This window comes from Methylosinus sp. R-45379, assembly GCF_001644125.1.
Lineage (GTDB): Bacteria > Pseudomonadota > Alphaproteobacteria > Rhizobiales > Beijerinckiaceae > Methylosinus.
Map to the genome: position 1 here is coordinate 15306 of NZ_LUUM01000256.1, position 15595 is coordinate 30900.

Below are 15595 nucleotides of genomic sequence, written 5' to 3' on the forward strand. Positions count from 1 at the left end.
GTCGGCGGCAGCGCTTAGATCGTCGCCGGTCTATCATCCGACGAGGCCCCGAACATGAGTGCATCGAGCGCTGCCCCGAGCGTCGGGCGTGAGCCCGGCGTGATCGCCGCCGCCGTCTATGCGGATGGCCGCCGGCTCCAGGATATCGAGATAGAGGAGGCCGGCGCCTTCGCCGCGCGTCCAGGCCATGTCGTGTGGATCGGACTCTATGAGCCGTCCTTCGCCCTGCTGGCGCGCGTGCAGCGGCAGTTCGATCTGCATCATCTGGCGATAGAGGACGCCGGCAAGGCGCATCAATATCCCAAGCTCGAGCAATATGGCGACGGTCTGTTCATCGTCGCGCGCACGGCGCAGATGGAGAATGGCCGCATCGCCTTCGGCGAGACGCATCTCTTCGTCGGCAAGGGCTATGTGCTGTCGATCCGCCACGGCGCCTCCAGCTCCTATGCGCAAGTGCGTGAGCGTTGCGAGGCGGCGCCGCATGGCCTGTCCGAGGGCGAGGACTATATCGTCTACGCGATACTCGATTTCATCGTGGACAATTACTTTCCCGTGCTGGCGACGATCAATGCGGAAGTCGAAGAGATCGAGGACCATATTCTCGCGCAATCGCCAGAGAAGGCCCATGTCGATCGGCTCTATGCGCTGCGCCGCGATCTGTTGCGGCTCGGCAATGCGGTCGCGCCGCTGGTCGACGTCTGCCAACGCCTGGAGCATACGGAGGTGATGGCGATCGACGCCGCCATGCGTCCGCATTTTCGCGACGTGACCGACCATATTCTGCGCGTGCGCGAGCAGATCGCCACATTGCGCGAGGTGCTGGCCTTCGCCTTCGAGGCGAGCCTGATGAATGGCCAGATGCAGCAGACCTACATCACGCGGCGCCTCGCGGCCTGGGCCGCAATCCTCGCCGTGCCGACGGCGATCGCCGGCATTTACGGGATGAATTTCGAGCATATGCCGGAGCTGAAATGGCGCTACGGCTATTTCTTCATTCTCGCCGCGACGGCGGCGATCTGCGCGACGCTCTATTGGCGCTTTCGCCGCAATGATTGGCTGTGACGCGCGGCGTCATCCACGTCGCGCGCTCCCGGTCGTCCGAAAAAGCGTGGGTCAGCCCTTCGGCCCGCCGCGCGAGATTCCGACCTTGGCGGGACGCAGCACGCGCTCGCCGATCGTATAGCCGGGCTCGACCACCTGAGCGACCGTGCCATGCGGCACGCTCTCGTCCGGTATCTCGAACAGCGCCTCGTGCTGATTGGGGTCGAAACGCTGGCCCTGCGCCTCGATCTTCTTGACGCCGAAGCGGGCGAGGCGGGAGACGAAATCGCGCTCGGTGAGCTCGACGCCTTCGATGAAGGTGGCCACGCTCTGCTCGAGGCCCTCGCGCGCCTGAGCCGGCACGCTGTCGACCGCGCGGCGCAGATTATCGGCGAAGGTCAGCATCTCGCGCGCGAAATTGGTGACGCCATAGATCTTGGCGTCGGCGATCTCCTTATCGGCCCGCCGCCGCATATTCTCCATATCGGCGAGCGTGCGCAGCAGCTTGTCCTTCAAGCTCGCGACCTCGGCGTGGAGATTCTCGAGCTCGGTGAAGGGCTCGGGCTCGGCGATGTCGGATTCGGCGCCCGGCTGCGCCAGAGCGGAGGCCTCGGCGTCCTCGGCCTGACGGGCGCGAGCCTCTTCCTGCGTGTCCTTTTTCTTATCGTCGCTCATGATCTCTTCCATTGGCGATGAAACGCCCCCGATATCAGTGCGGGAGCGCGCAAAATCAAGTCGGGGCGGCGCCCGCGCCCCCGCCGGAGGTCTTTCGCACGCGGAGCGCGAAGACATCCAGCAATTGGCGCTTTATCGCCGCCTGACGCGAGGGCGAGACGATTTTCCCGCCGGTCAGATCGGTCACATAGAAGGCGTCCACGGCCCGCTCGCCGAAGGTCACGATATGAGCGGAGCCGATGTTGAGATTGAGATTGGAGATGGCGTTGGTCAGATCGAAGAGCAGGCCGACGCGGTCGAGGCCGGAGACCTCGATGACGGTCGCCATATTGGCGAAGCGATTGTCGATGACGACGCCCGGCGCGATGTCGAAGGCCGTCGTCGAGTCGCGCTGCGCGCTGCGCGCGGCCACCGCCTCGGAAATGGCGATCTCGCCGCGCAGCGCTTTTTCTATGAAATCGGCGACGCGGCGCGCGCGGCGCAATTCGTCGTCGTCCATCGGAAAGGCGCGCGAGAAGAAGATGGTGTCGAGCGCGAGCCCGTCGGCCGTGGTGAAGATATGCGCATCGACGATATTGGCGCCGCTCGCGGCGCAGGCGCCGGCGATGATCGACAGCAGACGCCGGTGATCCTGCGCGACGACGGTGAGCTCCACCGCGCCGCTCTTGGTGTCGAGATCGACAGTGGTGACGAGCGGCGATTTGGCGTCTTTCAAATCGCGGAGCAGGCGCGCATGGCGCACCTTGCGGGAGAGATCGGCCTTCAGCCAATAGGCGGAATAGTGCCGCTGCGAATAGGCGACAAAATCGCTCTCGCTCCAATCGGCGAGCGCGGCGCGCAGCTCCTCTTTCGCTTGGGCGACGCGGCTCTTGCGATCGGCCGCCGAATGGCCGCCGCCGAGCACCACTTCCGTCTCCCAATAGAGCACATTGAGCAGCTGCGCCTTCCAGGCGTCGAGCACGCCGGGGCCGACGGCGTGTATGTCGCACATGGTCAATACGAGGAGCATTTTCAGCCGCTCCATCGTCTGCACGATGGCGGCGAAATTCTCGATCGTGCGGCGATCGGAGAGATCGCGGCTCTGCGCTATGCTGGACATCAGGAGATGATGCTGCACCAGCCAGGCGACCGTATCCGTCTCGCCGGGATCGAAGCCGAGCCGCGGACACAGCGATTGCGCTATGGCGGCGCCGGCCTGCGAATGATCCTCCTTGCGGCCCTTGGCGATATCGTGCAGCAGCAGGCCGAGATAGAGCGTCTTGCGATTGGAGATGGTCGGCAGAATATCGGTGGCGAGCGCGGCTTGGCGAGGTCCGCGGCCCGATTCCAGCGCCGCCAGCGCGCCGACTGCGCGCAGCAGATGCTCGTCGACCGTATAGTGATGATACATGTTGAATTGCATCATCGCGACGATGCGGCCGAATTCGGGAATGAAACGCCCGAGCACGCCCACTTCATTCATGCGCCGCAGCACCGTCTCGGTCGTATTGTGCGACAGCAGAATCTCGAGAAACAGCCGGTTCGCCTCTTTGCTCGCGCGCAGATCGGAATCGATCAGCCGCAGCGAGCGCGTGAGGACGCGCACGGCGTCCGGATGGATCGCGAGCCCATAGCGGTCGGCGGTCCAGAACAGGCGGATGATATTGACGGGATCGCGGCGGAAGACGTCCTCGGCGGAGACATTGACTCGATCATGCTCGACGATGAAATCATCCGACGGCATTTTGCGCGCGCGGCGCCGCAGCCGGCCGAGCACGCGGTCCAGCATGGCGGGCGGCTTGGCCTCGCGCGCCTCCAGCGCCGCGCAGACGATGGCGGTGAGATCGCCGACGTCTTTGGCGACGAGGAAATAATGCTTCATGAAGCGCTCGGTGCGCGAGAGGCCGGCGCGGTCGTGATAGCCGAATTTCGCGGCGAGCATGGGCTGCAGATCGAAGGAGAGGCGCTCCTCGGCGCGTCCGGTGGAAAAATGCAGCTGGCAGCGCACGCGCCACAAAAATTCCTCGCAGCGCTGGAACAGCGTCAGCTCGCTGCGCGTGAAGAGGCCCGCGGCGACGAGCTCCTCCGGCTCGCGCACGCGATAGACATATTTGGCGATCCAGAACAGCGTGTGCAGATCGCGCAGGCCGCCCTTGCCCTCTTTGACATTGGGCTCGACGAGATAGCGCGAGGAGCCCGCGCGCGAGACGCGCTGGTCGCGCTCCGCGAGCTTGGCGGCGACGAAGGCGCGCGCGTCGACGCGCATGATCTCGTGATCGAAGCTATGGAGCAGCTCGTGGAAGAGCTCCGAGCTGCCGAGGATGAAGCGCGCCTCCAATATTGTCGTGCGTATGGTGATGTCGGCGCGCGCTTGGCGCAGGCATTCGGCGACCGAGCGGCTCGAATGCCCGACTTTCTGGCGCAGATCCCAGAGCATGTAGAGGATCGCCTCGACGACGCTCTCGCCCCAGGGCGTCTGCTTATAGGGAAGCAGGAACAGAAGATCGATATCGGAGCCGGGCGCCAGAGTGCCGCGCCCATAGCCGCCGACGGCGACGATGGTCAGCCGCTCGCCGAAGGTCGGATTGTCGGCGGCATAGACGAAGCGCACGACATAATCATAGATCGCGCCGATGATCTCATCTTCGAGATCGGAGAGGTAGCGCGCGCAGACGAGGCCCTTGCCGCCGGATTCGAGATAGGCGCGCGCGATCTCATGGCTCTCGGCCAGCACATTGCGCAAAATCTCGACCACGGCCGCGCGCGGCGGCTCGCCGGGCTTGGCTCCTTTGCTCACGGCGGCGATCTTCTCGCCGAGCGTCGCGCGCAGGCCGTTCGCGCTCGGTGGCTGCTGCCGCAAGGGTTTCGGAGGCTCTTCCCGCGTGCGTAGCGCGGCCTTGCGCGCGTCAGCCATTCGCGCGCAGCTTCGCGAGCTTGGCCTCGATCGCGTCGAAGATCGGCGCGGCGAGGTTGGGGCCGCCGAGCCGGGCGAGCGCGCGCAGGCCGGTGGGCGAGGTGACGTTGATCTCGGTGAGATTGCCGTCGATGACGTCGATGCCGACGAACAGCAGGCCGCGCTCTCTGAGCGCCGGGCCGAGCCGCGCGCAAATCTCGCGCTCGCGCTCGGTCAGCGCCGTCGAGGCCGCCGCGCCGCCGCGCACCATGTTGGAGCGAATGTCGTTCTCCGCCGGAATGCGGTTCACCGCGCCGAGCGGCTCGCCGTCGACCAGCAATATGCGCTTGTCGCCCTTGCTGACCGCCGGCAGAAAGCGCTGCACCACCCAGGGCTCGCGGAAGATCGAGGAAAACAGATCGAAGAGCGAGCCGAAATTGGGATCGACCGGCTCCACCTTGAACACGCTGGCGCCGCCATGGCCGTAGAGCGGCTTCATGACGATCTCGCCATGCTCGGCGCGGAACGCCTCGATCGCCGCCCGGTCGCGCGTCAGCAGCGTCGGCGGCATCAGATCGGCGAATTCCATGACGAAGACTTTTTCCGGCGCGTTGCGCACGGCGGACGGATCATTGACGACGAGCGTGCGCGACTGGATCTTCTCCAGAAAATGCGTCGAGGTAATATAGGCGAGGTCGAAGGGCGGGTCCTGGCGCAGCAGCACGACATCGACGCCGGCGAGATCGAGCACGCGCTCCTCACCCAGCTCGTAATAGCGCGCGGAATCGTCATAGACGGCGATCTCCCGCGCCGGCGCGCTCAGCCGTCCGGCCCCGAGCGACAGCTTGTCGGGCGTATAGTGCCACAGGCGATGGCCGCGCCTCTGCGCCTCGAGCATCAGCGCGAAGGTGGAATCTCCGGCGAAATTGATTTTGTCCAGGGGGTCCATCTGGACCGCGACGTCGATCATGCTCTCGATGTCTCTTTCGTGGCGCACCGCGCCGGCCTCTCGGGCCGGACCCGAGGAAGTAACGCTTTTCGTCCCGGGGCGAAAGCGCTTCCTCTATTTCGGGCAGCCCGACCACATAGACGTTAACTCCGCTTGAAGGAGATCGGTCTAAAACTACGGACAACTGTCAAGACCGGAACAAACTGGATACATCCCCCAATGTGGTTCACCTCGATCGGCGCCGGCCTCGCCCTCAGGCAGTTCCTTTTTCTGGCTCTGCTGCTGCTCATGGGCGCGACCGCCTATGTATCGGTCGCCAATGTCCGCGATCTGACCGGGGCCGCGGCCGATCCGGCCAATGCGGCGCGGGCGTCGCAGCTGGCGGTTGCGGCCAATCAGGCGGCGGCGACGCTGTCGCTCGAGCTGCTGCTCGGCACTCTGGCGGCCGCTTTTCTGGTGGTGGGCGTCTCCATCCCCACGATTCACCGCACCATCGCCTCGCCGATCAAGACCATCGCCCGCCAAATGGCCGATCTCGCCGCCGGGGACACCACAATTGTGGTGCGCGGCGCCGAGCGCGGCGACGAGATCGGCGCGATCTCCAAGGCCTTGATCGTGCTGCGCGACGCGGTGCGGGCCAATAATGAGATGGCGGCCGAGATCCGCGCCCGCGACGATCGCGAGGAGCGGCTGCGCCGCGAGGCGGTGATTCGCGATCAGGTCGAGCATTATTCCCACGAACTTTCGGCGACGACCGCGGCGCTCGGCGAGCTGACGAAGAAAATGGCCGGCGCATCGGAGGAGATGATCGTGCAGGAACGTCGCGCCCGCGAGGATACGGATTTCGCCCGCACCGCCTCGCTGCAAGCGGCCGCCGACGTCGCCTCGGTCGCCACCGCCTCAGAGCAATTGCTGGAGGCGATCGGCGAGATCAGCCGTCAGGCGGTGGAATCGACCACCGTCGTGCGCCAGGCCGTGCAGGAGACCAATGGCTCCAGCGCCGAGATGCTGCGCCTCTCGGCCGCCGCCAATCGCGTCGGCGATGTGGTGAGCCTCATCTCGCGCATCGCCGCGCAGACCAATCTTCTCGCGCTCAACGCCACGATCGAGGCGGCGCGCGCCGGCGAGGCGGGCCGCGGCTTCGCCGTGGTGGCGCAGGAGGTCAAGAGCCTCGCCACCCAGACCGGCAAGGCGACGCAGGAGATCGCCGATCAGATTTCCGAGATTCAGGCGGCGACCAATCTCTCCGTCTCCTCGATCGACAAGATCAAGAACAAGATCGCCGAGGTGGAGCATATTTCGGCGATCATCACCTCCGCCGTGCATGAGCAGGACGCCGCCACCAAGGACATCACCCGCAGCGTGCGCTCGGCCGCCGACAGCGCCTCGGCCATGTCGCAGCATGTCTCGCAAGTGGCGAGCGCCATGGCCATGACCGGCGCCGGCGCCGAGTCGATCGTCACGCTCGCCCGCGAGATCGACCATATGGCCCGCCGCACCCAGGCGCATACGGAAGAGCTGGCGCAGAGCTTGGCGAGCTGAGACAGTCTGCGCGCTGAAAATAGGTTCGCGCCCTTCCTTCTCCCGCCTGCGGGAGAAGGAAGGGCGCGGTTTCAGCGCTTCGCCTTTTTCGTCATCCCAAATCCAATTCCACCGCCGCCTCCACATGCAGCGGCAGGCGCTTCGGCGCGATATAGACCGCATCGCCGCGCAGCACATGATCCGCGGCCCAGGGATTGGACGCCAGCCATTTCGACGCCGCGCGGGAGATGCGCCGGCGCTTCTCCTCGGTGATGGAGATCATCGCCTCCTCGAGGCTCGCGCGCGCCTTCACTTCCACGAAAGCGATCGTCCGGCCGCGTCGCGCCACAATGTCGATCTCGCCGCCGCGAATGCGGTAGCGGCGATCGAGGATGGTGTAGAATTTGATCTTCAGCCACAGCGCCGCAATCGTCTCGGCGCGCAGCCCGCCGCGATGGCGCGCGCGCCTTTCTTCCGTCTCGTTCACTCGCGCGTCTCGCTCTCGCGCTCGGCGGCGAGCTTGATCGCCCGCGCATAGACCTCGCGGCGCGGCCGGCCGGTGGAGGCGGAGACGACGCTGGCGGCGTCCTTCAGCGAATGGGCGGCGAGCGCCTCCTCGAGCTTGGCGTCGAGATCGGCCTCGCTGGTCGCCTCGGCGTCCGCGCCGGGCGGGGCGACCAGCACCACGATCTCGCCGCGCGGCGGCTCCTCCTCGCGCAGCGCGGCGGCGAGCTCGTCGAGCCTGCCGCGTCGCACCGATTCGTAGAATTTGGTCAGCTCGCGGGCGATGGCGGCGTCGCGCGGGCCGAGCACGGCGGCGGCGTCCTCCAGCGTCTCGGCGACGCGCTTGGGCGATTCGAAGAACACCAGAGTGCCGGGAATGCGCGCCAGCTCGGCGAGCCGCGCCCGCCGCGGCCCGCCCTTATGCGGCAGAAACCCCTCGAAAAAGAAACGGTCGGTCGGCAGGCCGGCGACGACCAGCGCCGCCAGCACGGCGGAAGGGCCGGGGACCGATGTGACCTTGATTCCCTTCTCCAGCGACTCGGCCACGAGCTTGAAGCCCGGGTCCGAGACCAGCGGCGTGCCGGCGTCGGAGACCAGCGCGAGCGCCGCCCCGGCCTCCAGCCGCGCGATGAGATGCGGCCGCATCACATGGGCGTTGTGCTCGTGATAGGCGACGAGCGGCGTCGAAATCCCATAATGGGCGAGCAAAGTCTTGGTGACGCGCGTGTCCTCCGCCACGACGGCGTCGGCCGCCGCCAGCGTCGACAAAGCGCGGAAGGAGATATCCTTCAGATTGCCGATCGGCGTCGCGACGAGATGCAGCCCGGGCGCGATCTTCTCGGCCTCCGCCCGCAGGCCGAAAGCGGTATAAGCCGCCGGCGTCGTCACTTTCCCCTCGCTCATGGCCCGCCTCTCCGCCGATGCGGATGTTCGATGAATCGTCCACGTGTTCTTTTTACAGAACATGGAAAGCGCGTTCAAGGCCGCAATTTCCCCGCAAAATTCCATTTTATTTCAATTTAGGGGTTGCCGTGCGCTTTCCGCAATCGCGTATAAGACGGCGATTTCATCGGGCCGTTCGAGCGGGAGGCTTCCATTGGTCATGGGTAGGCGGAACAGGTTTCGGCGAGGCGGCGCTGCGGCGTCGGCGCGCCTCTTCTGCGCCTTGGCTGCGGCGTCCTTTCTCGGGGCCTGCAATCCCACGGCGGGTCCGGGCGTTCCCGGCGCTCCCGATCTGCGGCTCTCGGCGCCGCTCGGCAAGGTGGAGGTCGGCCAGCTCAATGAGGGCGAGCTGATCGGCAGCGGCGCGACGCGCATCGCGCTGATCGTGCCGCTCTCCATGGCCTCCGGGCCGAGCCAGGTGGGCGCCTCGTTGCTCAACGCGGCCAAGCTCGCCTATGCCGACAGCGGCGCCAATGACGTGACCATTCTGGTCAAGGACGATCATTCCACGCCCGCCGGCGCCGCCCAGGCCGCGCAAAACGCCATAAACGAGGGCGCGGAGATCGTCATCGGCCCCGTCTTCGCCAGCGGCGTGAAGGAGGCGGCGCGCGTCGCCCGCGGCGCGGGCAAGCCGATCATCGCCTTCTCGACCGACTCCTCCGTCGCCGGCAAGGGCGTCTATCTCCTGTCCTTCCTGGTGGAGGGCTATGTCGAGCGCATCGTCGATTTCGCCGCGCAGCGCGGCAAGAAATCGGTCGCCGCGCTAGTGCCCGAGAACGACTATGGCACTGTGGCGCTGGCGCAATTCCAGCAGAGCGCCGCCAATCACGGAATGCGCGTGCTGACGATCGAGCGCTACAAGCCCGGCGCCGTGCAGGCCTCGGTGCAGCGCATCGCCCAGGCGGCCGAGCAGATCGACGCGCTGTTCATCCCCGAGCAGGCCGAGGCCATGGCCGCTGTCTCGCAGGAATTGCAGACGGCGCATATCGACACCAAGCGCATTCAGGTGCTCGGCACCGGCCTTTGGAACGACGCGCGCGTGCTGAAGCTTCCGGCGCTGCAAGGCGCCTGGTTCGTCGCGCCGGAGAACGCCGGCTTCAACAGCTTGGCGCAGCGCTACCGCGCCAAGTTCAACACCGATCCGGCCCGCATCGCGACGCTCGCCTATGACGCCGTGTCGCTGGCCATCGCTCTGTCGCGCAGCCAGGGCTCGCAGCGCTATTCGGAGAATGTGCTGGTCAATCCATCGGGCTTCAACGGCGCCGATGGCGTGTTCCGCTTCAAGGCCGACGGCATGAACGAGCGCGGCCTGTCCGTGCTGGAGATTTCCGGCGGCGCCGCAAAGGTGCTCTCGCCCGCGCCGCGGACTTTCACGGGGAATGGGGCGTAGGCGCGTCGGGGAAGGGCAATCACCCTCGCCCTCATGCTGAGGAGGTCGCGCAGCGACCGTCTCGAAGCGCGAGGGTGAGCTCCAGATGGCGGCGTATGAAGCTTTCCTCGTCCTTCGAGACGCCTGCTGCGCAGGCTCCTCAGGATGAGGAAACCTTCACCCGATCGGCGCGCGCCTCACGCCACTTTCGAAAAATCCGCCACTTGCAGCATGGCTTCGCGCAGCTCGGCGAGCAGGCGCAGACGGTTGAGGCGCACTTTCGGATCGTCGCAATTCACCGTCACCGCCTCGAAGAAGTTGTCGACCGGCTCGCGTAGCTTTGACAGCGCCTGCATGGCGCTCTCGAAATTCTCCTTGTCGAGCCGTTCCGATGTCTCCTCCCGCGCGCGCTTGATGGCGGCGGCGAGCTTATGCTCGGGCTGCTCCATGCGCAGATTGGGATGATGCGGCTCCTCATAGGACCCGGCGCCGTCCTTTTTCTCCTCGATCTTGAGAATATTGGCGGCGCGGCGAAAGCCGGCGAGCAGATTCTTGCCGTCGTCGGTGTCGAGGAATTTCCCCAGAGCCTCCACCTTGCGCGTGATGGTGAGCAGATCGTCCGGCATTTGCGCGCTCCCTTCTCGAGACTGCGCCGAGGCCGAGGCCCCGAGCGCCGCATCGATGAGGTCATATCGTGCGCCGCGATCGCGAAGGTAGACCTTCAGTCGGTCGATGAAGAAGGCGAGGAGATCGGCCGCATTGGTGGTCAGCAGAGGCGGCAGCGTCTCGCGCAAGAAAATCTCGGCGGCAGGCGAGGGCGCCTCGGCGCCCGCCTCTCTGCCGACGGCGTGAAGCTGCTTCTCTATGTCGCGGCGCAGATGCGCCTCGGCGTCGACCGAGAGGGCCGCTGCGCCATTGGGCGAGAGGTCGGAGGCGACGCGATTGACCTCGCTCGTCACCAGCTCGCGCAGCGGCGTGCGCGCCGCGAGCCAGACCGGCCATTGCGCGGCGGCGAAGGCTTCGCGCAGCGGCAGCCGCAGCTCATTCTCGAGCGCGAGGCGGATGATGCCCAGCGCCGCGCGGCGTAGCGCATAAGGGTCTTTGCTGCCCGTCGGCTTCTCGTCGATCGCCCAAAAGCCGACGAGCGTGTCGAGCTTGTCGGCGAGCGCCACGGCGATGGAAACAGGGCTCGTCGGAATACGGTCCGCCGGCCCCTGCGGCTTGTAATGCTCCTCCAGCGCCGCGGCGACCTCCGCGTCCTCGCCCTGCGCCGCCGCGTAATAGCGGCCCATGAGTCCCTGAAGCTCGGGGAACTCGCCGACCATTTCGGTGACGAGGTCGGCCTTGGCGAGCGTCGCCGCCCGCGCGGCCTTGTCCGCATCGGCGCCGACGATGGGCGCCAGCTCGCGCGCCAGCGCCTCTATGCGCTTAACGCGCTCGCCCTGCGTGCCGAGCTTTTCATGGAAGACGATATTGTCGAGCTTGGGCAGACGCTCGCCGAGCGGCGTCTTCAGATCGGTCTCATAGAAGAATTTGGCGTCCGACAGGCGCGCGGCGATGACGCGCTGATTGCCGCCGATGATCGTCTCGCCGCCATCGCTCGCCTCTATGTTCGAGACGAGGATGAAGCGATTGGCGAGGCCGCCGTCCGGGCGCTTCAGCACGAAGCATTTCTGATTGACGCGAATGGTCGCGCGAATGACCTCCGGCGGTATGGAGAGAAAGCTCTCGTCGAAAGCGCCCATCAGCGTGACCGGCCATTCGACGAGGCCGGCGACCTCCTCGAGCAGCGCGGCGTCCTCGACCAGCTCCAGCCCCAGCGCCATAGCGAGATTGCGCGCGTCATGCAGCACGATGTCTCGCCGGCGCGCGGCGTCGAGCACGACCTTCGCCTTCTCCAGCGCGGGAACGTAATCGTCGAAGCGCTTCACTGCGAAGGGGGCCGGCGCCAGAAAGCGATGGCCGTGGGAGACATCGCCGCTCTCGATTCCATCGACAGAGAAGCGCACCACATCCGGCGTCTCCATCTCGGTCCCGAAAGTGGCGAGAATGGATTGCAGCGGCCGCACCCAGCGCAGCGCATCGAGCCGCGTCGAGGCTTTGCCCCAGCGCATGGATTTCGGCCAGGGGAAGCTCTTCACAATCCCCGGCAGCAGATCCGCCAGCACCGCGATCGTCTCGCGCCCGGCGCGCTCGATGACGGCGACATAGAACTCGCCCTTTTTGGCGTCCTTCTCGATCTTGGCCTCATCGATCGACGCGAGGCCGGCGCTCTTCAGAAAGCCCTGAATGGCGGCCTCGGGCGCGCCGACGCGCGGACCCTTCTTCTCCTCGCGCGTATCCGGCTGGCGGCCGGGCAGGCCGGCGATATGCAGCGCCAGCCGGCGCGGCGTCGCATGAGCGGCCGCGCCCTCATAGGTCAGCCCCTTTTCTGCGAGCGCGCCGCAGACGAGCCGCTGCAGATCATCGGCAGCCTGACGCTGCATGCGGGCGGGAATTTCTTCGCTGAAGAGTTCGAGGAGAAGGTCGGGCATGTGGAGTTTTTGCCTTCGGTGTTCCTTTGCCCCCTCCCTCACCCTCGCCCGCTTCGCGGGAGAGGGGGCGGCGGGCGTCGCGCGAAATTTCGATGAAGCGCCGAATCTTCTCCCTCTCCCGCGCGAGCGGGGGAGGGCCGGGGAGGGGGCTATCTCACAAAGGCTCCTCGGAGGCGAGCGCGTCGCTCGCATGCGCTGGCGTCTCCAGCAGATATCGCTCCACATCCAGCGCCGCCATGCAGCCGAGGCCGGCGGCCGTCACCGCCTGGCGATAGGTCTCGTCCGCCACGTCGCCGGCCGCGAACACGCCGGGAATATTGGTGTTGGTCGTGCCCGGCTGCACGGCGATATAGCCGGAGGGCTTCAGCTCCAGCTGGCCGACGAACAGCTCCGAGGCCGGCTGGTGGCCAATAGCGATGAAGACCCCGTCCACATCCAGCGTCTGCGTCGCGCCGGTCTTGACGTTCTTCAAGCGCGTCTGCGTGACCGAAGGCGGGGCGCTGCCGCCCAAGATCTCGTCGATCGCGTGATCGAAGAGGATTTTGACATTCGGCCGCGCGGCGAGCCGCTCCTGCAGCACACGCTCGGCGCGGAAGGAGTCGCGGCGATGCACCACCGTCACCTCGGCGGCGATCTGCGAGAGATAGAGCGCCTCCTCCACCGCCGTATTGCCGCCGCCGACGACCAGCACCTTCTTGCCGCGGAAGAAAAAGCCGTCGCAAGTAGCGCAGGCGGAGACGCCATAGCCCTTGAACGCCTCCTCGCTCGGAAGGCCGAGCCATTTGGCCTTGGCGCCGGTCGCGATGATGAGCGCGTCCGCCGTGTAGAGCGTTCCCGAATCGCCCAATAGCTCGAAGGGCCGCTTGTCCAGCCGCGCCTCGACGATATGGTCGGAGACGAGCTTGGCGCCGACATGCTCGGCCTGGGCGCGCATCTGATCCATCAGCCAGGGGCCTTGGATCGGCTCGGCGAAGCCGGGGTAATTCTCCACATCTGTGGTGATCATGAGCTGGCCGCCCTGATCGAAGCCGGCGATGACCACGGGCTCGAGCATGGCGCGCGCGGTGTAGATCGCCGCCGTATAGCCGGCGGGGCCGGACCCCAGCACGATGACGCGGGCGTGCAGGCGGCCTTTATCGTCTGCGGACATGAAGAGGCTCTTTGCGAATGTCTCCGCGCGGACGGCGCGGCGCGTTCGGATGGGCGCAATCTAGCCATTATGCGTTGCGCCGCAACCGCTCGTGATCTTCGGGCGACTCGCGAATCTATTACGAAGCGCACGAGCCATGAAGCAATACGGGGGCCGCCCCACGGAAGGCGGCGTAGCGGCGGGCGATCTCTTCGGCGATGGCCGGCGTCTCGTTCAGCGGCTCGTAGCGCCAATGCTCGAGCCGGCCGCGCCAGCGGCGCAAAGCGCCGCGCTGCTCGAGCGCATCGAGAAAGGCGGCGATCTTGGCGGCGCCGCCCTCCGGCTCGAAGACATGGACCGGCGCGCCGGTCGTGGCCGCCTCGGCGACCATATTGACGCTATCGGCCGTCACCAGCAGCGCCTGCGAGCCGGCGAGAATGGAGAGATAGGGATTCTCGCCGTCCCCCGCCCAAAGAAAGGCGCGCGCTTCCTTCTCCCACTCGTGGGAGAAGGTGGCCCCGCGAAGCGGGGTCGGATGAGGGCCCACGAGCCGCTCGCGCAAAGCCTCGACGAGCCGCGCCGGCGTCCGCCGCGAGACCGTCGCCGCGACGCTCCACCCCTGGTCCAGCATGGCGCCGACGTCGGCGAGAAGCCTCTCCGCATCCCTCTCCGAAAACCGAAAATGTCGACTATCCCCACCGATCAGCAGCCCCACTCTCGGCTCAGGCAGCGCCGCGACGCGCGGGTCGAGAGCGGCGCGCGCTTCGGCGAGGCGCTGTGGCGTCAGCCGATTCGCCGGCGCGAGCGGGGCGATGACATTTTCTCCCCCGAGCCCGTCATGGCGCGGCGCGACGATGACATCCGCCGTTCCGAGCCCGCTGGCCGGGCGGTTCACATAGACGGTGAAGACCGCGCCGCCGGAGGCGCGCTTCACATGGCGCAGATAGGGAATCGTCCGCCTGCCGCAGGCGATGACGAGATCGGGATAGGGCGGGGCGAGCAGCTTCGCTTCGCGCGGATCGATCGGGCCGAAAGGCGCGAGCGCGGCGATGAGGCCGCGCGGGGCGAGGCGAATGAGGCGGGGGGAGAGGCCGAGGGCGTCCGCTATGCCGAGACTCTGGACCTCATGACCGGCGCGGGTGTCGGAGAGTACCCAGGCGGTCGTGGGGCGGAGTGTCGAGGTTCTCCCTTCTCCCGCCTGCGGGAGAAGGTGGCCCGGCGAAGCCGGGTCGGATGAGGGTCCGAGCCGCTCGTCGTCATATCGAAAGTCGCCGCGCATGGGAGCCGCGCCGGTCGTCGAAGATTCGACCTTACCCGGAAGGACCCTCATCCGACCCTCGCTGACACGAGGGCCACCTTCTCCCACGAGTGGGAGAAGGAGAGCGCGAGCTTTTTCAAATTCCGCTTGGTCGCCTCGCCGCCCATGCCGCTCAGACGAAAGCGACCTTCAAAATCTCATAGCTCTTGCCGCCGCCCGGCGTCTTCACCTCGACCGTGTCGCCGGCCTTCTTGCCGATCAGCGCGCGGGCGATGGGGGAGGCGATGGAGACGCGGCCCCTCTTCACATCGGCTTCGGGCTCGCCGACGATCTGATAGGCCTTCTCTTCCTCGGTGTCCTCGTCGACGACCGTGACCGTCGCGCCGAATTTCACCGTATTGCCGGTGAGCTTGGATACGTCTATGACCTCGGCGCGGGAGAGCTTGTCCTCGAGCTCGGCGATGCGGCCCTCGTTCAGCGATTGGGCCTCTTTCGCGGCATGATATTCAGCGTTTTCCGAGAGATCGCCATGGGCGCGCGCCTCGGCGATCGCCTGGATGATGCGCGGACGTTCGATCTGCTGGCGCTGACGCAGCTCCTCGTCGAGAGATGCGTAGCCGGCGGCGGTCATGGGCACCTTGTCCACCATGTCTCTTGCTCTTTCGCTCCTGGATGGTCCTGACCCGGTCAACAAAATTCCCGGCGCCCCCGGACCAGCGAAAGCTGCGGCGGACGGTCGGACTTCCTCGACATGAACGAGCCGCGGATGCGGCGGCCTTCAATTATATTCGCGCGGCGCGA

At 66.5% G+C, this 15595-nt stretch carries 12 protein-coding genes; 3 read left to right on the forward strand and 9 right to left on the reverse strand.

The window, feature by feature from the left end:
* Window positions 1–54 precede the first annotated feature (54 nt).
* On the forward strand, window positions 55–1062 hold the full coding sequence (corA, locus tag A1351_RS13695) for a magnesium/cobalt transporter CorA (protein ID WP_024880338.1): 1008 nt from the start codon (window positions 55–57) through the stop codon (window positions 1060–1062).
* Between the two features lie 51 nt (window positions 1063–1113).
* On the opposite strand, the gene grpE is transcribed toward corA, so the two are convergent.
* The 3 genes from grpE to gshB are packed head-to-tail and all read right to left on the reverse strand — an operon-like array spanning window position 1114 to window position 5558.
* A complete protein-coding gene (gene grpE / locus A1351_RS13700) occupies window positions 1114–1716 on the reverse strand; it encodes a nucleotide exchange factor GrpE (RefSeq protein ID WP_245267332.1) in 603 nt (200 codons plus the stop codon).
* A 55-nt stretch (window positions 1717–1771) separates the two neighbouring features.
* Entirely contained in the window at window positions 1772–4609 is a 2838-nt protein-coding gene (locus A1351_RS13705) for a [protein-PII] uridylyltransferase (protein WP_024880336.1), read from the reverse strand.
* Window positions 4602–5558, reverse strand: coding sequence for a glutathione synthase (gene gshB / locus A1351_RS13710; RefSeq protein ID WP_064033250.1), 957 nt, complete (start codon window positions 5556–5558; stop codon window positions 4602–4604). Before gshB ends, A1351_RS13705 begins: the two co-directional genes overlap by 8 nt.
* A 198-nt stretch (window positions 5559–5756) precedes the next feature.
* Here gshB and A1351_RS13715 point away from each other — a divergent pair, with 198 nt between their 5' ends.
* Window positions 5757–7079, forward strand: coding sequence for a methyl-accepting chemotaxis protein (locus tag A1351_RS13715; protein ID WP_064033251.1), 1323 nt, complete (start codon window positions 5757–5759; stop codon window positions 7077–7079).
* Window positions 7080–7170: 91 nt separating this feature from the next.
* On the opposite strand, the gene A1351_RS13720 is transcribed toward A1351_RS13715, so the two are convergent.
* Together A1351_RS13720 and rsmI are read right to left on the reverse strand one after the other, a co-directional pair.
* The gene (locus tag A1351_RS13720) at window positions 7171–7545 is read right to left on the reverse strand and encodes a YraN family protein (protein ID WP_064033252.1); all 375 of its coding nucleotides are present in this window, start codon (window positions 7543–7545) and stop codon (window positions 7171–7173) included.
* Window positions 7542–8465 (reverse strand): 16S rRNA (cytidine(1402)-2'-O)-methyltransferase, encoded by a 924-nt coding sequence (rsmI, locus tag A1351_RS13725; protein ID WP_024880332.1) that lies wholly within the window; start codon window positions 8463–8465, stop codon window positions 7542–7544. The genes A1351_RS13720 and rsmI overlap by 4 nt, the downstream gene beginning before the upstream one ends.
* Window positions 8466–8664: 199 nt before the next feature.
* Between rsmI and A1351_RS13730 the strand changes: the two genes are divergently transcribed.
* Window positions 8665–9894: a penicillin-binding protein activator gene (locus tag A1351_RS13730; protein WP_371441489.1), complete on the forward strand. Its 1230-nt coding sequence runs from the start codon at window positions 8665–8667 to the stop codon at window positions 9892–9894.
* A 176-nt stretch (window positions 9895–10070) separates the two neighbouring features.
* Here A1351_RS13730 and glyS read toward each other — a convergent pair whose 3' ends face one another.
* From glyS to greA, 4 genes are all read right to left on the reverse strand, one after another.
* Window positions 10071–12407 (reverse strand): glycine--tRNA ligase subunit beta, encoded by a 2337-nt coding sequence (gene glyS / locus A1351_RS13735; protein ID WP_026598892.1) that lies wholly within the window; start codon window positions 12405–12407, stop codon window positions 10071–10073.
* 154 nt (window positions 12408–12561) lie between these two features.
* Window positions 12562–13557, reverse strand: a complete 996-nt coding sequence (gene trxB / locus A1351_RS13740; protein ID WP_064033253.1) for a thioredoxin-disulfide reductase — start codon at window positions 13555–13557, stop codon at window positions 12562–12564.
* Between the two features lie 118 nt (window positions 13558–13675).
* The gene (locus tag A1351_RS13745) at window positions 13676–14866 is read right to left on the reverse strand and encodes a mitochondrial fission ELM1 family protein (RefSeq protein ID WP_245291656.1); all 1191 of its coding nucleotides are present in this window, start codon (window positions 14864–14866) and stop codon (window positions 13676–13678) included.
* Window positions 14867–14966: 100 nt separating this feature from the next.
* Entirely contained in the window at window positions 14967–15440 is a 474-nt protein-coding gene (gene greA / locus A1351_RS13750; protein ID WP_024880327.1) for a transcription elongation factor GreA, read from the reverse strand.
* Window positions 15441–15595 lie beyond the last annotated feature (155 nt).

Coding starts and splice junctions, on each gene's coding strand:
- A1351_RS13730 (WP_371441489.1), top strand. CDS start 8,665: ATGGGTAGGCGGAACAGGTTTCGGCGAGGCGGCGCTGCGGCGTCGGCG.
- corA (WP_024880338.1), top strand. CDS start 55: ATGAGTGCATCGAGCGCTGCCCCGAGCGTCGGGCGTGAGCCCGGCGTG.
- A1351_RS13715 (WP_064033251.1), top strand. CDS start 5,757: ATGTGGTTCACCTCGATCGGCGCCGGCCTCGCCCTCAGGCAGTTCCTT.
- A1351_RS13745 (WP_245291656.1), bottom strand. CDS start 14,866: ATGAGGGTCCTTCCGGGTAAGGTCGAATCTTCGACGACCGGCGCGGCT.
- rsmI (WP_024880332.1), bottom strand. CDS start 8,465: ATGAGCGAGGGGAAAGTGACGACGCCGGCGGCTTATACCGCTTTCGGC.
- A1351_RS13705 (WP_024880336.1), bottom strand. CDS start 4,609: ATGGCTGACGCGCGCAAGGCCGCGCTACGCACGCGGGAAGAGCCTCCG.
- trxB (WP_064033253.1), bottom strand. CDS start 13,557: ATGTCCGCAGACGATAAAGGCCGCCTGCACGCCCGCGTCATCGTGCTG.
- glyS (WP_026598892.1), bottom strand. CDS start 12,407: ATGCCCGACCTTCTCCTCGAACTCTTCAGCGAAGAAATTCCCGCCCGC.
- gshB (WP_064033250.1), bottom strand. CDS start 5,558: ATGATCGACGTCGCGGTCCAGATGGACCCCCTGGACAAAATCAATTTC.
- grpE (WP_245267332.1), bottom strand. CDS start 1,716: ATGAGCGACGATAAGAAAAAGGACACGCAGGAAGAGGCTCGCGCCCGT.